Below are 19,765 nucleotides of genomic sequence, written 5' to 3'. Positions count from 1 at the left end.
CCGAATATCGGTTATGGTTTTCGGGCCGTGACGATTGCGGCGACAAAACGGCCCAGACTGTCTTCGACGTAGGATGCAACTTCGGCCTTCGGGTCGAAACTCCACCAAAGCAGCGAACCTTGCCAGTGCGATGCCATCAGCAGGCCGATGTCCAACGGCGTGTCGACGACAGAGGCAAAGCAAGAGTCGAGGATGTTGCACAGGGATGCCTTCCACGACGCCCCCCGCGCGCGAAGCACCGGATCGCGCAGATCTTCGCGCAGGACGAGCAGCCCCTCGGCATAGGATTCGATGCCGCCATAGTCGCGTGACAGCGCCACCAGCAATTCGATCGCGCCAGCAGGGGTCCTCGGTGTCGCTTCTGCGAGCGTTGTCGTCTTCGCGTCCAGCCTGTCCCATGCCTGCAGCAAGGTTCTTTGCCTGAGCGTGGCCTTGTTCTTGAAACGCTGCACCAGGGTCGAGCCGGAGAGCCCGCAAGTTTTGGACAGCCGTTCAAATGTGAGGCTCTCCGGGCCATGCCTGTGGATCAGCCGGTGCGCCGCTTCCAGCACCTCCTCGTCGGATTGCGTTTTTTGCCGAGGCATCTTGACATCCATTTATAACCGAATGATCATTTATATATCTTAACTTTGAAGAAGGCCAGCATTGGTTGGTCAGAGCATTGGTTGGTCAGAGCATTGGTTGGTCAGAGTCTGGGGAGGTTCAATGACGCTTGAGGGAAAAGTCGCTTTGGTCGCTGGCGCCACGCGCGGTGCGGGGAGAGGTATTGCTGTTGAACTGGGTGCCGCGGGCGCGACGGTCTACGTCACCGGGCGGACGACACGCGCGCATCAGTCCGAATACGCCCGCCCAGAAACCATCGAGGAAACGGCGGAGCTTGTTTCAGCGCAGGGCGGCCATGGCATCGCTGTGCAAGTCGACCATCTGGTTTCCGAAGACGTGCGCAAGCTGGTCGACCGGATACGTGCCGAGCAGGGCCGCCTCGATGTGCTGGTCAACGACATTTGGGGCGGCGAGAAACTGTTCGAATGGAACAAGCCGGTCTGGGAACATGATCTCAGGAATGGTTTGCGCATGTTGCGGCTGGGCATCGACACGCATCTGATCACCGCGCATTACGCGCTGCCGCTTCTGATCGAGCGCCCGGGCGGCCTGCTGGTCGAAGTCACCGACGGCACCGCGGAGTATAATGCCGAGCATTATCGGCTCTCGCCGTTCTATGACCTCGCCAAAGTGTCGGTGACCCGTATGGCCTGGGCCCATGCCAAGGACCTCGCCCCGCACGGCGCCACCTCGATTTCGCTGACACCCGGCTGGCTGCGTTCGGAAATGATGTTGGAAGCTTTCGGGGTGACCGAGGACAGCTGGCGTGATGCGACAGCAAAAGTGCCGCATTTCGTCATTTCCGAGACCCCGCGCTTTATCGGGCGCGCAGTGGCGGCGCTTGCGGCGGACCCGGACCGTTCGCGCTGGAACGGACAGTCGCTGTCGAGTGGCGGGCTGGCGCAGGTCTACGGCTTTACCGATCTCGACGGCTCGCGGCCTGACGCGTGGCGCTACGTTCCCGAGGTTCAGGACGCCGGCAAACCAGCAGATGCGACCGGCTATCGCTAGAGCTATCGACGTCAGTGTGCTGGGCTGTTCGGGCGACAATAAAAAAGTAGACTGTGCCATGCAATCAGCCCGCGACCGCCTCGAAGCCGTCCTTTCGCGTCTCGCCGTCCGCGCCGATCATGAAAGCGTATTCGTAAAACTCTATCCGGAAGCCGCACGAGCAGCAGCCGACGCCGCCGATGCCAGGCGCAGAGCCGGCGTGACGCTCGGGCCGCTCGACGGAACAATTCTGTCGATCAAGGACCTTTTCGATGTCGCAGGCGAGCCGACCACGGCCGGTTCGTTGTTGCTCAGCACCGCGGCGCCGGCGCTGCGGGATGCCGTCATCGTGCGGCGGCTGCGGCAAGCGGGCGCGGTGATCTTCGGCAAGACCAACATGACCGAATTCGCCTTCACCGCAATCGGCGTCAACCCGCATTACGGCACGCCCGGCAATGCGACCGACGCCGGCCGGATCGCGGGTGGCTCATCCTCCGGCGCCGGTGTTTCCATTGCCGAAGGCACGAGCGAGATCTCGATCGGTTCCGACACCGGCGGCTCGGTGCGTATTCCGGCGGCGCTGAACGGTGTCGTCGGCTTCAAGCCGACGGCGCGGCGGGTACCGCGCGATGGCGTCTTCCCGCTGTCCGACACGCTCGACTCCATCGGCCCGCTTGCGCGCACCGTCGCCGAATGTGCGGCAGCCGATGCGGTGATCGCCGGCGAGCAGCCTGTGGCTCTGGTTCCGCTTCCGTTTGCCGGACTGCGCATCGGCGTTCCCCACGGCGTGCTCTTCGAGGATACCGAAAAAGAGGTCGCGGCGGCGTTCGAGCGATGTGCTCGCAAGCTGGAACTCGCCGGTGCACGCCTCGCCGATCTGTCCATCGATGGCCTCCTTGCCGATTTGCGCGCGGCAACCAGGCGGGCCTCGATCGCGGCAATGGAGGGCGCCGCGGTCCATGCAGATTGGCTGGCAGAAGGTGCGGCGACGCCGGTCGATCCGCGGGTGAGCGAGCCGTTGTCGCGCGCCGCCGCCGTTCCGGCCACGGCCTATATAAGGGCAATCCGCCGCCGCACGGCGCTTGTCGCCGCCATGGACGAGCGGCTGGCGTCTGTCGATGCGCTGGCCCTGCCGACCACGCCGGTCACCGCACCGACCATCGGGTCGATGACCAGCGACGAAGCCCTGTGTGAGCGTACGGAAGGCCTTCTGCTGCGCAACACGCAGGTCGCCAACCAGTTCGACCTCTGCGCGATCTCGCTGCCGATGCCGGGAATGGTGCGCCCGGCCGGGCTGATGCTGGTGGCGCGCCACGGCCACGACCACCGTCTGCTGCGCATTGCGGCGGAAGTCGAGGCACTGCTTGGCCGTTGAAGATGTGAAAACGTTATTGCGACGAACAGTGGCCGCGTTCGCTGTCCCTGGACGCGCGTTCGATACCGGTCGCGACCAGCCATGGCAGTTTGTATTGCTTGCCGTTGAGGGTCTGGGTTCGGTTCTCGATTGAGCCAACAACGACGACCTTGCCGGCGTAGAGATTGTCCGAAAGATCGAGCGCCTTGTCCTGCTGCGGCAATTCCTCGATGTCGATCGACACGCCCTTGATGATCTTGCCCGTGGCAAGATCGAGCGCGCTGTTCGACGGACAGGGCGCCATCACGCACCGCAGGCCGTTGTCGCAATAGACATAACTGCTGTCGGCCGCAGCGACCGAGGGCAGGGCGCAGATCGAAACGATCGCAACAAGCAGCGGCGCGCGGCGAAAAACGAGCATGGGGTGCAGCGTCGTGCAGGAATTGGGCGAAACGGCGGTAGCGCTTACGCGTCGGCCGGGAACCGCCGCCGGTAGTGCTCGACCACTTCGGGATTGCGCAGGTTGACCGGCAATTTGTTGGCCAGCACCAGCAAGGTTTCATCAGCCGAACCGACGCCCATGCGCATCATCGACTGCTCGGTGATGCCGGCCATATGCGGCGTGACAATGACATTGTCGAAGCCGAAATAGGGGTGATTGGGCGGTAACGGCTGCGTCGCAAAGACATCGAGCGCGGCACCGCCGATACGGTCATTCTGCAGCGCTTCGATCAGCGCCTCGTCGTCGATCACCGGCCCGCGCGAAATATTGATCAGCAGCGCGTGCGGCTTCATTCGGCCGATGCGCCCGCGGTTGATCAGCCCGCGCGTCTCCGCTGTCAGCGGGCAGCACAGAACGATGATGTCGCTCTGCTCGACCAGCGCATCGATCGACAGGAACCCGACCCTGTCCGGCGCCGGCCTCCTGCTGCGTGTCGTCGCCACCACGTTCAGGTCGAAACCATGCGACGCGATGTGGCCGACTGCCTGTCCGATGGCGCCGAAGCCGACAATGCCGATCGTCTTGCCGGCGAGCTCGCTGGCGAGAATGGTGTGGTCGCGGCCGGCCAGCCAGCCCTTCGCCCGCAAGTCGCGGTCGACCATGCGGAACCGCCGCAGCAGCGCCAGCGCCGCGAACATCACGTATTCGGCGACCGAGCGCGCATTGACCGCCGGCACGTTTGCCACCAGCACGCCGGCTGCCGTGGCCGCTTCCATGGGAACCATGTCGAGCCCGGCGCCGTGGCGAATTGCGGCCCGAAGCTTCGTCGCCCCCTCGAACAGCGCTGATGGCAGTGGCGCGCGAACGATGATGATATCGGCGTCCCTCGCCTCAGTGGCCAGCGTGTCGGCATCGAGGGCGGAGGCGACGACGAGTTCGCCGGCGCCGGTCAGCGTGGCGGAGGCGCGCGGGTGCAGCGTGTGTGTCGTCAGGATTTTAGGCATGTCAGACCGGTTCGAGCGCTGGGCTGTGAGGTTCTGCCCCACCACCCTCGATCAGGCCTTTCCAATAGCTTTCCGCGCCTTGCAGATGGGCGCTCATCAGCGCCTGGGCGAGGTTGCCGTCGCGGCGCAGCAGCGCCTCGTAGATCTGGATGTGCTCGGCATGCGAGCGCATGCTGCGTTCGGGATCGTTGAAGTAGATCGGCAGGCGTTGCTCGCCCATCAAGTAATAGAGGCTGCATATGTTGTGAAAAACGCTGTTCTTGGTTGCCCGCACGATCTCAAGGTGAAATTCGCGGTCCTCCTTGGCGAGGCCCTCGCCCGCCGCAATACGGTCTTCCGAAGCCTTCAGGATTTCGCGCAGCCGCTCGAAATTTTCCTCGGTGGCGCGCGAGCAGGCAAGCTCGGCAGCCTTGATCTCGTGAATCTTGCGCAACTCGACGGTCTCGTAGATCTGGATCGGATCGAGCGGCAGGCCGGCCTTGGCAAAAAGCGCCATCGCCTCGACGCTGGCCTGCTTGGTGTCGATGTAGATGCCGGACTTGGCTCGGCGCTCGACGATGCGCATGGCTTCGAGGATGGCCAGCGCCTCGCGGATCTGGCCGCGGCTGACGGCGAAATGCTCCGCCAGTTCACGCTCCGACGGCGTTCGGCCGGTCGCCTTGTCGGAGTGGGAGAACAGATAGGCGGCGAGTTCCGCGAGAAGGTTCTTTTCTTTCATGATCAGCCGCGTAGCGCGTGCGCCTCCAGGAACCGTTCCGAAAGGGTGAATCCCAGTCCAGGCTTCTCGGGGATCGCTATCATACCGTCCTTTGCTTCGACAGTCTCCTCGATCAGATCGTGGATCATCGGATTGGCGCCGAGCGAATATTCGACGGTAAAGCTAGCCGGTGAAGCAGCGCAGACATGCAGCCCGGCAAAGAAGCAAGGCGCGCCGGCCCACAGATGCGGCGCGAAGCGCAGATTGAAGGCGCTGGCGATGGTGCCGATCTTCATCGCCTCGCTGATGCCGCCGCAGAAGGCGGGGTCTGGCTGGAAGATGTCGGCAGCCTTGAGCGTGGCGAGGTCGCGGAAGGCATAGCGCGTCGCTTCGCTTTCGCCGGTGGCGATCGGGATGGAGCCGGACGCCCGCACTTCGGCCATGCCGGATTTGTCGTCGGCGATGACCGGCTCCTCGAACCAGGCCAGATCGAGATCGCCGGCGAGATGAATGAAGCGCTTGGCTTCCGCCACCGTATAGGTGCCGTGCGCATCGACCATCAGGTCGACTTCGGGGCCGAGCGCCTGTCTTGCGGCGCGGACGCGGGCGGCGGAATTGTGCGGAGCGCCGTCCATCGCGCCGATCCGCATCTTCAGCGCCTTGAAGCCGCCCCTGGCGATATAGGATTTCAACTGCTCGCCGATCGCCTCGGTGGAGGCCCAGCCGCCGGAAGCATAGGCCGGCATGCGGTCAAGCTTGCGGCCGCCGAGCAACCGCCAGACCGGAAGCCCCAACGACTTGCCCAGAATATCCCACAACGCGATATCGACGGCGCTGATTGCGGCGACGCTGATGCCGCGCCGCGCCAATTGCGGCATGGCGTGGCCGTTTTGCGCGGCGCTGTCGTAGCGCACGCCATTGTAGAGCATCTCCCAGATCACCCCGATGTCGGCCGGATCGCAGCCGATCAGCTGCGGGCCGACCTCGTGGTTCAGCATGTGGACGAGGGCGCCATAGCTGCCGGTGCTGCCGGCGGCATTCTTGCCTTCGCCCCAGCCGACCAGCCCATCGGCGGTCTCGATACGCAGGATTGCGGCGTCGAACGTCGTCACCTGACCGAAGTCGCTGCGGTGCTGCCGCGCGGCTTCGATCGGTATGCGGACCCACCAGGCTTGGACCGTCTTGATGCGCATGTTCTTCCTCTGCCTTGCCGCCGTTAGGGGCCGCCGTCGGAAAGGCTCGTTTCCAGAGATCGATTACTTGATCAGCGGCAGCAGCGTTTCGGCGGTGATGCGCATCTGGTCGGTATAGAATTTTTCCGTGAGCACGCTGGAACCGTGGTCCTGGATGAATTTGAGCTGCTCCGGCGAGATGTCGACCGGGTTGCGTTCGACCATGTCGGGATAGGGAGCAGCCGGCGTGCGGTCGACAGGGGCGACGAACTCGTTGGTCAACGCGCCGTCGTAACCGACTTCTTTCAGGGTGCCGACGACCTTCGGCCAGTCGATCTGTCCGAGACCGGCGGCGAAGCGGTTGTTGTCAGCGACGTGGAAATCGAACAGGCGGTTTCCGACCTGCCGGATGGCATCGTAGACGTTAAACTCCTCCATATGGAGGTGATAGGCGTCAAGGCAGACACCGCATTCGGGGCTGACCGCATCGGCCAGCGCCAGCGCCTGGGCGCCGCGGTTGAACAGGTAGGTCTCGAAGCGGTTGAGCGGCTCGACCGCGATCTTGACGCCCACTTTCCTGGCATGGGTAAAGCATTCCCTGGTGGCGTCGACCACCCAATTCCATTCTTCTTCCTCGGTGCCGTCCGGCACCACCTTGCCGACGGTGGCGGGAACGAGCGTGATGATCTCGCCGTCGAGTTCGCTGACCATCGTCAGCACCTCTTTGACATACTGCACCGAGCGCTCGCGTTGGCCCTGGTCCCTGGCGGCGAGATTGCGCTCGCCCAGCATCAGCGTCACCGCCCCCCAGCAGCGAATGCCGTGCTCTTTCAAGAGCGCGCGCGTCTCGTTGGTCTTGTATTGCGCGGGCTCGCCGGAAATCTCGATCGACTCATAGCCGAATTTCTTGATGCGCTTGAGCGTCGTTTCCAGCGGTTCCGCCCGCATCCAGTTGTGCGTCGAAAGATGCATAGTCTGTCCTTCCCAGAATTCGCCTGTAACAATTCGCCTGCGACGCACCCCAGATTGCGTTGCATGATTCCTCCCCAAGGCGCTCCAGCATTCGTCGTAACTGGTTCGACCAATTGGGCGTGAAAAGAGGTCTACAGCAATTTCATCTGGACGGCAAGAAATCCTGCAAGGCAGCCCAGGCCCATGATTATTTCTTTGATTAAACTGGTATATTTGCCCGCTGACCGGCAATTTGCGCAGCGCCGGTTGTGCGCGGCAGCGCTTGACCAAATGAGCATATTTGGTAATACCAGAATGGCGGTGCGCACTAGCGCCTGTCGAGAAAAGACCAAAGAGGCTGGCCCTGCTTTCAATCGGCGCTATGCTTGGTCGTGGATAATGAGGGAGGATGCCGATGCCGTCGACAATGAAAGGTCCTGGGCTGTTTCTGGCGCAGTTCGCGGGCGATGCCGCACCGTTCAATTCGCTGCCGTCGATCACCAGATGGGCGGCCGGGCTGGGCTACAAGGGCGTGCAGATCCCGACCTGGGACAGCCGGCTGTTCGACCTGGAGAAAGCGGCGTCTTCCCAAGCCTATTGCGACGAGGTGAAGGGCATCTGCAGCGATGCCGGCGTCGAGATCACCGAGCTGTCGACGCATTTGCAGGGGCAGTTGGTGGCGGTGCATCCGGCCTACGACGCGCAGTTCGACGGCTTCGCACCGCCTGCGGTGCACAACAATCCGAAGGCCAGACAGCAATGGGCGGTCGAGCAGATGAAGTTCGGCGCCAAGGCTTCGAAGAACCTCGGGCTCAAGGCGTCAGTGTCGTTTTGTGGAGCGTTGGCTTTTCCCTACCTTTATCCGTGGCCGCAACGGCCGGCGGGATTGATCGCGGAAGCGTTTTCCGAACTGGGAAAGCGCTGGAAACCGATCCTCGACGTCTATGAGGACAATGGCGTCGATGTTGGCTACGAGATCCATCCGGGCGAGGACGTCTTCGACGGTGCGACATTCGAGATGTTCCTTGACGCGGTCGGCGGCCACAAGCGCTGCAACATCAATTACGACCCGTCGCATTTCCTGCTGCAGCAACTCGACTATCTCCAATTCATCGACATCTATCACGAGCGAATCAAGGCCTTCCACGCCAAGGATGCCGAGTTCAATCCGACCGGCCGGCAAGGCGTCTATTCCGGTTATCAGAGCTGGACGAACCGGGCCGGGCGTTTCCGCTCGCTCGGCGATGGCCAGGTGGACTTCGGCGGCATCTTCTCCAAGCTCGCCCAGTATGACTACGATTCATGGGCGGTTCTGGAATGGGAGTGCTGCCTGAAGCACCCCGAGGATGGCGCGGCCGAAGGCGCGCCCTTCATCCAGCATCACATCATCAGGGTGACGGAAAAGGCATTCGACGATTTCGCCGGCGGCGCGACCGATAAAAAGGTGCTGCGCGCCATGATGGGAATCTAGCACTCTTTTTTCCCTCCCCCTCGAGGGGAGGGTGGCCCGAAGGGCCGGGTGGGGTCGGTTCATGCCGCGCTCCACGCCCGGCGACCCCACCCCGACGCTACGCGTCGACCCTCCCCGCAAGGGGGAGGGCAAGGAACAACGAGGGAGAAAGATCATGGTCGGCGCATCGAAGTCGGAAACGGGAGGCGGCCCGATCCGCTACGGCATGGTCGGCGGCGGGCAAGGCGCCTTCATCGGTGCGGTGCATCGGATCGCGGCGCGCATGGACAATGAGTTCGTGCTGGTCGCCGGTGCCCTGTCATCCGACCCGGCGCGTGCCAAGGCCTCGGCCGAGGAGCTTGGGCTCGATCCGGCGCGCAGCTACGGCTCGTTCGCCGAGATGGCCAAGGCCGAGGCCAAGCGGTCGGACGGCATCGAGGCGGTGGCCATCGTCACGCCAAACAATGTGCATGTGCCGGCGGCGAAGGCGTTTCTCGAAGCCGGCATCCACGTCATTTGCGACAAGCCGCTGGCGACGACATTGGCGGAAGCGAAGAAGCTGGCGGCACTGGTCGAAAAGACCGGCAAGGTCTTTGTCCTCACCCACAACTACACCGCCTATCCGATGGTGCGGCAGGCGCGCGAGATGGTAGCCAAGGGGCAGCTTGGCGACATCCGCATCGTGCAGTCGGAATATCCGCAGGACTGGCTGACCGAGGACCTTGCCGCCACCGGCCAGAAGCAGGCAGCGTGGCGCTCGGATCCCAAACAGGCCGGCGCGGGCGGGGCGCTGGGCGACATCGGCACGCATGCCTACAATCTGGCACGCTTCGTCTGCGGGCTCGAGCTCGATGCGCTTTCCGCCGATCTCGACGCCTTCGTGCCGGGGCGGCAACTCGACGACAATGTCAATGTGATGCTGCGCTTCAAGCCGGTCGGCAAGTCGCACCCAGCCAAGGGCATGTTGTGGGCGAGCCAGGTGGCGCCCGGCCACGAGAACGGGCTGAAGCTGCGCATCTACGGCTCGAAGGGTGGGCTTGAATGGGTGCAGGCCGACCCGAACTACCTCTGGTACACGCCGTTCGGCCAGCCGAAGCAGTTGATCACTCGAAATGGCGCCGGCGCGCTGCCCGTCGCCGGGCGCGTCAGCCGCGTTCCGTCAGGCCATCCGGAAGGCTATCTCGAAGGCTTCGCCAACATCTACCAGGAGGCGGCCCGCGCCATCCGCGCGGCGCGCCGGAAGGGTGGCAAGCCGGCTAAGGACGTTATCTTCCCGACCATCCAGGACGGTGTCGAAGGCATGGCCTTCATCGAGGCCTGCGTGAAGTCGTCGAAGAAGAACGCAGCCTGGACGAAGCTCTAGAAAACACCGGAAATCATGAGGAGGGGGCGTCGATGAAAATCGGCATGTGCATGTTTTTGTGGACGACGGCCGTGTCGAAGAAACACGAGCCGCTGCTCAGGGATATCAAGGCGACAGGCTTCGACGGCGTGGAAATTCCGATCTTTGCCGGCACGCCGGACGACTACAAAAAGCTCAGCGCGCTGCTCGACCGCATCGGGCTGGAGCGCACCGCCGTTTCGGCGATGGGCGATCCGGCGATGAATTTGATCTCGGCCGATGCCTCAACGCGCAAGGCCGGCATCGACTATATGAAATGGGCGATCGACTGCACACATGCGCTTGGCGCCAGAACGCTGAGCGGCCCGCTGCATTCGACGCTCGGCGCCTTTTCCGGCAGTGGGCCGACAGCGGCGGAGAAAAAGCGCTCCGTCGCCTCGCAACGCGCCATCGGCGACCATGCCGGCAACAAAAACGTCACCATCGGGCTGGAGGCGCTCAACCGCTTCGAGTGCTATCTGCTCAACACGATGGACCATCTGTCGGAGCATGTCGACGCAATCGACCGGCCGCACATCAAGGCGATGTACGACACTTTCCACGCCAATATCGAAGAGACGGACGCGATCGGCGCCTATACGCGCAACCGCAAAAATGTCGTCCATATCCATATTTCGGAGAATGATCGCGGCGTGCCGGGGCGCGGCCATATTCCGTGGCAAGAGACGTTTTCGGCCATCCGCAAGAGCGGCTATGACGACTGGCTGACGATCGAGGCCTTCGGCCGCTCGCTGAAAGATTTGGCGGCGGCTACCAAGGTCTGGCGCGATTTTTCGGAAAGCCCGGAAGCCGTCTACCGCGACGGCTACAAGCACATCAAGAGCGGCTGGAAAAAGGCTGGTCCCTAGACGCAGCCTTCCTCTCAGGCGATCTGAACTGCCGGCGGCCGGGCGGAAACGCGCCGCTCATCATTGCTGTTTGCGACAGTCCCCATCAGCTTGCGGCGGAGATAGCTGGAGATGCTGTCGAAGATGAAAACGACAAGCAGAATCAGCAGAACCATGTAGAAAACATTGGCCCAGTTGGTGTTGGTGCGCATGGCCTCCCACAATTTCAGGCCGATGCCGCCGGCGCCGACAGCGCCTATGATCGTCGCTGACCGGGTATTCGATTCCCAGAAATAGAGGGATTGGCTGAGGAATACCGGCAGAACCTGGGGCAGCACGCCGTAGCGCTGCACCATTGCCGGCGTGGCGCCGACCGAGCGGATGCCCTCGCGCTGCTTGTCGTCGATGTTCTCCAGCGCCTCGGAATAAAGTTTGCCCAGGGTTCCGGTGTCGGTGAAGAAGATAGCCGACATGCCGGCCAGCGGCCCAGGACCAAAGCCGCGCGTAAAAAACAGCGCCCAGATCAGCATGTCGACCGAGCGCAGGAAATCGAAGAAGCGCTTTGTCACCTGGTTGGCTATGCGGCTCGGCGTGACGTTGCGCGCAGCCAGGAATGCGAGCGGAAAGGCGACGATCGTGGCCAGCACGGTGCCGACAAAAGCCATGACGATGGTCTGCAAGAGTTTCAGCCAGACGTCGCAGTGCTGCCACTCGGCGTTGTTCAAAATGTTGTCCCAGGCGAGCGCTGCGTTTGACCGCGACGGGTCGATGCGAGCCCCGGCGACGATCAGTGAAGCGACCTCGCTGAACGGCTTTCCCCAGAATGGCGAGTTGGTGTCGAACACGAAATTGGCCCAGCCGAAGAAACGTCGCCAGGCGACCACCTCGTCGTTCTGCACCTCAGCGCGGCCGAGAAATCCGAACGAGACATAGGCTGTCGAGCCTGGCCTGCGTTGCTCGATCCAGTCAGGCAGCGGTGTGCGCGGTGTCACAGAACTGCCCTTGGCGATATCGAAGACGACGCTTTCGGCGCCGCGCGTCACGGTGACCAGGTTTGGCGTGACGGCGATCCGGCCATTGGCAAGGGTGACGGTCGCCGCCACGACGGCGTTTTCGCGCATCGTTTCAGGCACCGCAGGAGCGGATTGGCCCGACGGCGCGGCTGGGTTCTCGGCGGTTGGCGCGCCAGGCGCCATGAACGAATCCTGCGACGACTTGTTGGTCGCGATCGCCGGTGCCGGCGCTGCCTCCGCCTGCCGGTCGATGACGGCCATCTGCTTGGCGACCCAGTCGGGATCTGGATTGGATCCCAGCTTGGAGAAGCGGGAGTAGTCGATTGTCAGATGATTGTCCTCGAATTCTATGTCGGGCCGGATTTCGTAAGACACCCAGTCAGCGAGATAAGCGCCGGCAAGGTTCCAGTTCGCCTTTTCGAGAACGGCGGCGACCGAGAAGAACCACGAACAATAGAAGGTGTAGAGAATGCAAAGAAGGATGCCGATCGGGGTGGCATAGCGCTTCCACAGCGAGCGCCGGAACGCGTCCGGATGGCGAGTGGCGATGTCGTTGATGGCATCCGCATTCATTGCACTACTCTCCGCGCCCGTATGCGAACGCCTGGCGGCCGACAAGACGATGTCTCAGCCATGCCGAAAGCTGGTCGACGGCGACGATCGTGCAGAACAGCAGGAAGACGATGGCGATGGTCTTGGCCTCATGGCCTCGGCCGATCGAAAGACGCAGGGATTCGCCGATGCCGCCGGCGCCGACGGCGCCGAGAATGGTCGAAGCGCGCACATTGATCTCGAAGCGAAGCAGGAAATAGCTGATGAAGTTGGGCAGAACCTGGGGCACGATGCCGAACCACACCCGCTCGACCCAGTTGGCGCCCACGGCGCGCAAGCCTTCTTCAGGCTTCATGTCGGCATTTTCGACGACTTCGAAGAACATTTTTCCGAGCGCGCCGACGGTATGGATGCTGACCGCAATGATCGCAGGAATCGGCCCTAACGAGAAAATCGCCAGGAAAAAGCCGGCAATGACAATTTCCGGAAAGGCGCGGACGATTTCAAGGAAGCGGCGCGTGAAGAAACGGAGCCAGCGGCTGGCCGTGATATTGCCTGCAGCGAAGAAGCAGAGCAGGAAGCCGAATGTGGCGCCCACCAGCGTCGAAAACAGGGCGATGTTCAGCGTCTCGACCATCCGGTGGAAATACTCCGGAATGTAGATGCTCTGGGTGAGGTAGACCCGGCCCTCCGGGTAGTCGAACTTGAGGCTGCCGTCGTCATAGGGGGACGGCAGGTCGAACAGCGCGCGCGCCGGGTCGAACCAGTCGCGCGGCTTCAACTCGGCGAAAAAGTCGGCGACGTAGGGAAGGCGGTCGAAGAACTTTCCGGCGTTGGTTTCGTTGGCGAACCAGAGCGAGCCAGACAGTGCAAGAAACAGGAAAACCAGGCCGCCGATCGTGTAAAGGCGCCGGCGGGCGGCAAGGTCGCGCCAGTGCCGCTCGACGGTGGCTGCCTCGGGTGAAAGCGCGGGCGCGCGGTAAATTTCGGTCGCACTCATCGATGGATCCCGGCCCCTGATGCGGCAACGCCGCCGGCGGCACATGGCCCCGGCGGCGTTGTGGCAGTTTGCCTTACGAGCCGATCTTCGCCTTACGGGCGTCGATGATCGGCTGGTAGAATTCCGGGGTAACCGGCGAATAGCCCTTGTAATCGCCGCCTTGAATTGCCGAGAAACAGGCCGGATCGGTTTCCGGGAGCTTGGTCAGGAAATCGGTGATCTTCTGCCTGGCGCCGACGTCGATCGACGTACGCACGACCAGCGGGCCGTTCGGGATCAGCGGCGACTGCCACAATTCGACGAGGTCATCCATCTTGAGGACGCCCTTGTCGACCATCTTGCGCAGATTGCCCGAGCTGTAGCCGTCGTTGAAGTCGCCGACGCCGGAGGCCCAGGTGGTGCCGGCATCGAAGGTGCCCTTGAGGACTTCAAGGACAAGCTGTTCATGGCCGCCGCCGAAACCGGTCGACGCGAAGTAGCTCTTCACATCCATGCCGATGTCCTTGGGCAGTGACGTGACCGGGATCAGGTAACCAGAAGTCGAATCGGGATCGGCGAAACCGAGTTTCTTACCCTTCATGTCGGCGAGCGTCTTGATGCCGGAATCAGCACGCGCGACCATGACCGCACGGTAGCCGGTCGAGCCGTCGGTCTGGATCGTCGTCAGGATCGGTTGAACCGCGTCCTTGTTTTCGAGATAGACCTTGGCGTAGGCGGAAGCGCCGAGCTCGGCAAAGTCGAGCGTGCCGCCGAGCAGGCCCTGGATGACGCCGTCGTAGTCAGCGGCCGGGAACAGCGAAACTTTTTCGACGCCGAGGACTTGCTTGATGTGGTCGGCGAAGCACTGGTAGTTGCGCAGGCGGTCGGCTTCGTTCTCGCCGCCCAAAATGCCGACGCGGAATTCCTTCAGATCCTGTGCCTGAACCGTGCCCACCGCCATGGCGAGGATGGAAACGGCACCGAAAAGTATTTTTCTAAACATTTCGCGTCTCTCCTGTTGGTTCCGGCATCGCGCCGGCAGCGTTCGAATTTTGACGGCGCTTTTTTATGCCCGGCCTTGATGCGGACTGGCGGTCCATGCGCTCTTTCGTCGTCTGCTTTCGTATACTCGTATACTGGTATCCACTTGCCGGATCGTGGACCTAGTAGCCGGGAAATGCGGGCTCGAGCGGTCCGGCGGATGCGACGATTTTTTGCTTGATGGTGACGCTGGTCGAGGTGATCGCCTCGGAGATTTCGCCGCCATTGCTGTCGGCGCCATAGACCATGCGCACGGCCTCCCGATTGAGCTCTTCGGGCGGGCCGTCGAACACCACCTTGCCGGCGGCCATGCCGATGATGCGGTTGCAATAAGTGCGCGCTGTATCCAGCGTGTGCAGATTGGTGACCACGGTGAGGCCCTCGCGCAGATTGATGTCCTGCAGCGAATCCATCACCACCTTGGCGTTGAGCGGGTCGAGCGAGGCGATCGGCTCGTCGGCGAGGATGACTTTCGGCTGCTGCATCATGGCGCGGGCAATCGCGACGCGCTGCTGCTGGCCGCCGGACAAGGTGCCGGCCGGCTGAAGCGCCGTGCCGGCGATGTCGAGGCGTTCGAGCGCGGCGATTGCCTCGGCCCGTTCCTCGCGGGAGAAGACACCGAGCAGATTGACAAGGGTCGAGCGGTGATTGAGCCGCCCGAGCAGCACATTGGTCAAAACGTCAAGGCGCGGCACCAGGTTGAATTGCTGAAAGATCATGGCGCAATCGCGCTGCCAGCGCCTGAGCAGCGAACCGCGCAGGCTGGAGACTTCCGCGCCGTCAAAGAAAATCGACCCTTGGCTCGGATCGATGAGGCGGTTGATCATGCGCAAAAGCGTCGACTTGCCGGCGCCCGAGCGGCCGATGATGCCGACCATTTGGCCTTGAGGGATCGAGATATCGACGTTGCTGACGGCGGTGTTCCTGCCAAACCGGCGGGTGACGCCGCGGATCTCGAGCGTGGCTGAGGTTGCTGACATGGGCAGTTCCAGTCCAGTCGCGTTTCGAAGGTCTGTTAACCTTGGCTAGCGCAGCCGCGTGAAACCGCGGTGTCGGATTGATGTCAGTTTTGTTACCGTCCACAGCCTGAAGGGGCGAGCCGGCGGCCGCAGTTCGATCAAGTGAATGGTGAATGGTGAATGGTGACAAGAACGGCTTCCCTGCCGCCACTAAGTATTGACCATTCACTAGTCGCCGTATTTTTCAAGAAATGCTTCCGCCGAAAGCGCGCGAAAATCGTCGAGTGCGGCGCGCAGGCGCGCATGGTCCCAATCCCACCAGGCAAGTGCCTGATAGCGTTCCGCAGTGCGGCGGTCGAAGCGTTCGCGGATCGGTTTGGCGGGCACGCCGCCGACAATGGTGTAGGGCGCGACGTCCTTCGACACCACGGCGCCGGCGCCGACCGCTGCGCCATCGCCGACGCTGACGCCGGGCAGGATGGTCGAGCTGTGGCCAAGCCAGGTGTCGTGGCCGATGGTGACCCGCCTGGCGCGGCGCTGCGCGAAAAATTCGCTCTCGTGCTCGGCGTCGTCCCAATAGTCAGAGGCGCGATAGGTGAAATGGTGCAGCGTCGGCCGCCAGGTCGGGTGATTGGTGGCGTTGATGCGCACGCTAGCGGCGATGTTGGCGAATTTGCCGATCGTGGCGCACCAGGCGCTGCAGTCCTGCATCACGTAGGAATAGTCGCCAAGCGTACTTTCCGAAAGCCGGCAGCGTTCGGCGATCTCGGTCCAGCGGCCGAGCGTCGAGTTGTCGACTTCCGCAGTCTCGTGGACAAGCGGCGTTTCCGACAGTTTTCGGGTCATGCGGCGATTTTCCCGGCGGCAAAAGCGGTCACGTCGATGACGCGGTCGGCCATTGCCTCGCGCACGTCGTGATCGTGGAAGATGCCAAGCAGGGCAACGCCGGCCGCCTTCTTGGCCGCGATCAGCGCAATCACCACGTCGCGGTTGCTGGCGTCGAGCGAGGCCGTCGGTTCGTCGAGCAGCAGGATCGGGTGCTCGGTGATGAAGCCGCGCGCGATGTTGACGCGCTGCTGCTCGCCGCCGGAAAAGGTCGCCGGCGGCAGCATCCAGAGCTTTTCCGGCAGGTTGAGCTGCGCCAGCAAGGCGCGCGCCTTGTTTCGCGCAACCTCACGGTCCTCGCCGCGCTCGACCAGCGGTTCGGCGACGACATCCAGCGCCGAGACGCGCGGCACTGTTCGCAGGAACTGGCTGACATAGCCGATCGTGAGCCGGCGCACGGCAAGCACGGTGCGTGGGCTGGCCGTCGCCAGATCGATGAGCCCGTCCTCGTGGTGGACGATGATCTGGCCTGCATCGACGGCATAGTTGCCGTAGAGCATCTTCAGGATCGAGCTCTTGCCGGCGCCGGAGGGGCCGCCGAGCACGGCGCATTCGCCGCTCCTGATCGAGAACGACACGCCGGCGACGACCGGCAGTTTGATGCCGTCACGCAGATGCATGGTGAAGCTCTTGGCGACATCGGAGACGACGAGCGGGGTTGCCATGATCACACCTGCAGAATGGAAGAAACGAGAAGCTGGGTGTAGGGCGCGCGGGGATCGTCAAGCACGCGGTCGGTGAGGCCGCTTTCGACGACGCGGCCGTCCTTCATCACCATCATGCGTTGCGACAGCAGACGCGCCACCGCAAGGTCGTGGGTGACGACGATCGCCGCCAGGCCGAGATCGGTGACCAGGCCGCGCAACAGGTCGAGCAGGCGCGCCTGCACCGAGACGTCGAGGCCGCCGGTCGGCTCGTCCATGAACACCAGCCGCGGCCCGGTGACGAGGTTGCGGGCGATCTGCAGGCGCTGGCGCATGCCGCCGGAAAAGGCGCGCGGTTCGTCGTCGATACGGTCCTCGTCGATCTCCACGCGCGACAGCCAGTCGACGGCGGTGGCGCGGATATTCCCATAGTGGCGGTCGCCGACCGCCATCAGCCGCTCGCCGACATTGGCGCCGGCCGACACCGTCATGCGCAGCCCGTCGGCGGGGTTCTGATGGACAAAACCCCAGTCGGTGCGCATCAGGAACCGTCGCTCGGCCTCGCTCATGCGGTAAAGCTCGCGGAACTGGCCGTCGCGCATGCGGTAGCTGGCGGTGCCGGAGCTCGGCAGCAATCTGGTCGACAGGCAGTTGAGCAGCGTCGTCTTGCCGGATCCGGATTCGCCGACCACTGCCAGCACCTCGCCCGGCCACAGATCAAAGCTGACGTTCTCGCAACCAATGCGCGAGCCGTAGAACTTGGACAGCGCGGAAACGCGCAGCAGCGGTTCGTCGGTCATTGCGCCGGCTCCATCGTCTCGGGCGCAAGGTGGCCGCGATGGCCTTGCTCGCGCCGCTTCTCGCAATGGTCGGTATCGGAGCAGACGAACATGTGGCCGCCATGGTCGTCGAGGATGACCTCGTCGAGATAGACGTTTTCGGCCGCGCACAGTGCGCAGGGCTGGTCGAAGATCTGCACCTCGAACGGATGGTCCTCGAAGTCGAGGCTGACTACGTCGGTGAAAGGCGGCAGCGCATAGATGCGCTTTTCGCGGCCGGCACCAAACAGTTGCAGAGCCGGCGAACGGTGCATTTTCGGGTTATCGAACTTCGGCGTCGGCGACGGGTCCATCACATAGCGACCCTCGACCTTGACCGGATAGGCGTAGGTGGTGGCGATGCGACCATGTCTGGCGATGTCTTCGTAGAGTTTTACATGCATGAGGCCGTATTCCTCCAGCGCATGCATTTTCCGCGTTTCCGTCTCGCGCGGCTCGAGGAAGCGCAGCGGCTCGGGAATCGGCACCTGATAGACCAGCACCTGGCCTGCGGTCAGCGGGTGCTCGGGGATGCGGTGGCGGGTCTGGATGATGGTCGCCTTCGCCGTGTCGGTGGTGACGGCGACATTTGCGACTTTCTTGAAGAAGGCGCGGATCGAGACCGCATTGGTGGTATCGTCGGCGCCCTGGTCGATGACCTTCAGCACATCGTCCGGGCCGATAATCGAAGCGGTAACCTGGACGCCGCCGGTGCCCCAGCCATAGGGCATCGGCATTTCGCGTGAGGCGAACGGCACCTGGTAGCCGGGAATGGCGATACCCTTGAGGATCGCGCGGCGGATCATCCGCTTGGTCTGCTCGTCGAGATAGGCGAAGTTGTAGGTTGCGATATCGGTCGGTTGTGCGGTCATTCCGCGGCCTCCCTTTTTTCTTCGACCTTGCCGGCATTCTCGCGGGCGTCGTGCTCGGCGCGCATGCGGCGCACCAGGTCGAGCTCGGCCTGGAAGTCGACATAATGCGGCAGCTTCAGATGCTCGACGAAGCCGGTCGCCTGGACATTGTCGGAATGCGAGATGACGAATTCCTCGTCCTGGGCAGCGGCGACGACATCTTCGCCGAATTCGGTTGCGCGAAGCGCGCGGTCGCAGAGCGCCATGGCCATCGCCTTGCGCTCGCTCTGACCGAAGACGAGGCCGTAGCCGCGGGTGAATTGCGGCGGCGCCTTGGCCGAGCCCTTGAACTGGTTGACCATCTGGCACTCGGTGACACGCGCAGAACCGAGCGGTACGGCGAATGGCAGCTCCGGCACGTCGAGTTCCAGCTCGACCTCGCCGATGCGAACCTCGCCGACGAACGGATGGTTGCGGGCATAGCCGCGCTGGGTGGAATAGCCGAGCGCCAGCAAAAAACCCTCGTCGCCGCGTGACAGTGCCTGCAGGCGGATGTCGCGCGCCATCGGAAATTCCAGCGGCTCGCGGGTGATGTCGCCAGGGATATGGTCCTGCGGCATGTCGCCGTCGGGCTCGATCAGGCCTTCGCGGGCGAGGATGGCGGAGACGCGCGGCATGGCGTCCGCGTCGCTGGCACGCTGCAGCGGCGAGGCGACGTCGCCGCCCGCGGCAAGCTCGGGATCGAGCAGCCGGTGGGTGTAGTCGAAGGTCGGGCCGAGCAGCTGGCCGCCAGGCAGATCCTTGTAGGTCGCCGACACGCGCCGCTCGACCAGCATCGCGCCGGTGTCGATCGCCCTGGTGTAGCCGAAGCGCGGCAGCGTGGTGCGATAGGCGCGAACCAGGAAGATAGCCTCGATCATGTCGCCGCGCGCCTGAACGATGGCCAGCGCCGCCAATTCGCGGTCGTAGAGCGAACCTTCGCTCATCACCCGGTCGACGCCGAGCGCCAGCTGCTCGACGATCTGGTCGAGGCGCAGCGCCGGCACGGAACGGTCGCCGCGGCGGCGGTCGGCGAGCAGGGCGTGGGCGTTGGCAATGGCCGCTTCACCGCCTTTTACCGCGACATACATA

The 19,765-nt window shown here is 63.3% G+C and carries 20 protein-coding genes; 5 read left to right on the top strand and 15 right to left on the bottom strand.

The features are described 5' to 3' along the window. Nucleotides 1–11 precede the first annotated feature (11 nt). The gene (locus M727_RS0113555) at nucleotides 12–584 is read right to left on the bottom strand and encodes a helix-turn-helix domain-containing protein (RefSeq protein ID WP_027153136.1); all 573 of its coding nucleotides are present in this window, start codon (nucleotides 582–584) and stop codon (nucleotides 12–14) included. Between the two features lie 121 nt (nucleotides 585–705). Between M727_RS0113555 and M727_RS0113550 the strand changes: the two genes are divergently transcribed. Beyond that, on the top strand, nucleotides 706–1,614 hold the full coding sequence (locus tag M727_RS0113550) for an SDR family oxidoreductase (RefSeq protein ID WP_027153135.1): 909 nt from the start codon (nucleotides 706–708) through the stop codon (nucleotides 1,612–1,614). A gap of 58 nt (nucleotides 1,615–1,672) precedes the next feature. Further along, nucleotides 1,673–2,968, top strand: a complete 1,296-nt coding sequence (locus M727_RS0113545) for an amidase (protein ID WP_027153134.1) — start codon at nucleotides 1,673–1,675, stop codon at nucleotides 2,966–2,968. A 13-nt stretch (nucleotides 2,969–2,981) separates the two neighbouring features. On the opposite strand, the gene M727_RS0113540 is transcribed toward M727_RS0113545, so the two are convergent. The 5 genes from M727_RS0113540 to M727_RS0113520 form a co-directional block, all read right to left on the bottom strand. After that, nucleotides 2,982–3,368: a hypothetical protein gene (locus M727_RS0113540; RefSeq protein WP_027153133.1), complete on the bottom strand. Its 387-nt coding sequence runs from the start codon at nucleotides 3,366–3,368 to the stop codon at nucleotides 2,982–2,984. Between the two features lie 44 nt (nucleotides 3,369–3,412). Continuing rightward, nucleotides 3,413–4,393 (bottom strand): hydroxyacid dehydrogenase, encoded by a 981-nt coding sequence (locus tag M727_RS0113535; protein ID WP_027153132.1) that lies wholly within the window; start codon nucleotides 4,391–4,393, stop codon nucleotides 3,413–3,415. Nucleotide 4,394: 1 nt separating this feature from the next. Beyond that, nucleotides 4,395–5,111: a FadR/GntR family transcriptional regulator gene (locus M727_RS0113530; RefSeq protein ID WP_027153131.1), complete on the bottom strand. Its 717-nt coding sequence runs from the start codon at nucleotides 5,109–5,111 to the stop codon at nucleotides 4,395–4,397. Between the two features lie 2 nt (nucleotides 5,112–5,113). After that, nucleotides 5,114–6,283 (bottom strand): mandelate racemase/muconate lactonizing enzyme family protein, encoded by a 1,170-nt coding sequence (locus M727_RS0113525; RefSeq protein ID WP_027153130.1) that lies wholly within the window; start codon nucleotides 6,281–6,283, stop codon nucleotides 5,114–5,116. A gap of 63 nt (nucleotides 6,284–6,346) precedes the next feature. Next, entirely contained in the window at nucleotides 6,347–7,234 is an 888-nt protein-coding gene (locus M727_RS0113520; RefSeq protein WP_027153129.1) for a sugar phosphate isomerase/epimerase, read from the bottom strand. A 394-nt stretch (nucleotides 7,235–7,628) separates the two neighbouring features. Between M727_RS0113520 and M727_RS0113515 the strand changes: the two genes are divergently transcribed. The 3 genes from M727_RS0113515 (at nucleotide 7,629) to M727_RS0113505 (ending at nucleotide 10,913) form a co-directional block, all read left to right on the top strand. Next, nucleotides 7,629–8,684: a sugar phosphate isomerase/epimerase gene (locus tag M727_RS0113515; RefSeq protein ID WP_027153128.1), complete on the top strand. Its 1,056-nt coding sequence runs from the start codon at nucleotides 7,629–7,631 to the stop codon at nucleotides 8,682–8,684. 154 nt (nucleotides 8,685–8,838) lie between these two features. Further along, nucleotides 8,839–10,026, top strand: a complete 1,188-nt coding sequence (locus tag M727_RS0113510; RefSeq protein ID WP_036262220.1) for a Gfo/Idh/MocA family oxidoreductase — start codon at nucleotides 8,839–8,841, stop codon at nucleotides 10,024–10,026. Nucleotides 10,027–10,058: 32 nt separating this feature from the next. Next, nucleotides 10,059–10,913 (top strand): sugar phosphate isomerase/epimerase, encoded by an 855-nt coding sequence (locus tag M727_RS0113505; RefSeq protein WP_027153126.1) that lies wholly within the window; start codon nucleotides 10,059–10,061, stop codon nucleotides 10,911–10,913. 14 nt (nucleotides 10,914–10,927) lie between these two features. On the opposite strand, the gene phnE (M727_RS36395) is transcribed toward M727_RS0113505, so the two are convergent. From phnE (M727_RS36395) to M727_RS0113460, 9 genes are all read right to left on the bottom strand, one after another. Continuing rightward, nucleotides 10,928–12,478: a phosphonate ABC transporter, permease protein PhnE gene (gene phnE, locus M727_RS36395; protein WP_036262219.1), complete on the bottom strand. Its 1,551-nt coding sequence runs from the start codon at nucleotides 12,476–12,478 to the stop codon at nucleotides 10,928–10,930. A gap of 4 nt (nucleotides 12,479–12,482) precedes the next feature. Further along, nucleotides 12,483–13,457, bottom strand: a complete 975-nt coding sequence (gene phnE / locus M727_RS0113495; RefSeq protein WP_027153125.1) for a phosphonate ABC transporter, permease protein PhnE — start codon at nucleotides 13,455–13,457, stop codon at nucleotides 12,483–12,485. A 73-nt stretch (nucleotides 13,458–13,530) separates the two neighbouring features. Continuing rightward, entirely contained in the window at nucleotides 13,531–14,439 is a 909-nt protein-coding gene (gene phnD / locus M727_RS0113490) for a phosphonate ABC transporter substrate-binding protein (protein ID WP_027153124.1), read from the bottom strand. A gap of 160 nt (nucleotides 14,440–14,599) precedes the next feature. Then, nucleotides 14,600–15,457 (bottom strand): phosphonate ABC transporter ATP-binding protein, encoded by an 858-nt coding sequence (gene phnC, locus M727_RS0113485; RefSeq protein ID WP_027153123.1) that lies wholly within the window; start codon nucleotides 15,455–15,457, stop codon nucleotides 14,600–14,602. 207 nt (nucleotides 15,458–15,664) lie between these two features. Then, nucleotides 15,665–16,282 carry a DapH/DapD/GlmU-related protein gene (locus M727_RS0113480; protein ID WP_027153122.1) on the bottom strand — a complete coding sequence of 206 codons (618 nt, stop codon included), beginning with the start codon at nucleotides 16,280–16,282 and terminating at the stop codon, nucleotides 15,665–15,667. Further along, complete coding sequence (phnL, locus tag M727_RS0113475; RefSeq protein ID WP_027153121.1) at nucleotides 16,279–16,986, bottom strand: phosphonate C-P lyase system protein PhnL; 708 nt, start codon at nucleotides 16,984–16,986, stop codon at nucleotides 16,279–16,281. Before phnL ends, M727_RS0113480 begins: the two co-directional genes overlap by 4 nt. A gap of 2 nt (nucleotides 16,987–16,988) precedes the next feature. Next, nucleotides 16,989–17,765, bottom strand: a complete 777-nt coding sequence (gene phnK / locus M727_RS0113470; protein ID WP_027153120.1) for a phosphonate C-P lyase system protein PhnK — start codon at nucleotides 17,763–17,765, stop codon at nucleotides 16,989–16,991. Then, nucleotides 17,762–18,655: an alpha-D-ribose 1-methylphosphonate 5-phosphate C-P-lyase PhnJ gene (locus M727_RS0113465; RefSeq protein ID WP_027153119.1), complete on the bottom strand. Its 894-nt coding sequence runs from the start codon at nucleotides 18,653–18,655 to the stop codon at nucleotides 17,762–17,764. Before M727_RS0113465 ends, phnK begins: the two co-directional genes overlap by 4 nt. Further along, a complete protein-coding gene (locus M727_RS0113460; RefSeq protein WP_027153118.1) occupies nucleotides 18,652–19,764 on the bottom strand; it encodes a carbon-phosphorus lyase complex subunit PhnI in 1,113 nt (370 codons plus the stop codon). The genes M727_RS0113465 and M727_RS0113460 overlap by 4 nt, the downstream gene beginning before the upstream one ends. Nucleotide 19,765 lies beyond the last annotated feature (1 nt).

Source organism: Mesorhizobium sp. WSM2561 (assembly GCF_000513915.1).
In the GTDB taxonomy this organism is placed as follows: domain Bacteria; phylum Pseudomonadota; class Alphaproteobacteria; order Rhizobiales; family Rhizobiaceae; genus Mesorhizobium; species Mesorhizobium muleiense.
Note: the sequence above shows the minus strand (reverse complement) of the source record. Positions and strands in the feature narration are given on the sequence as shown.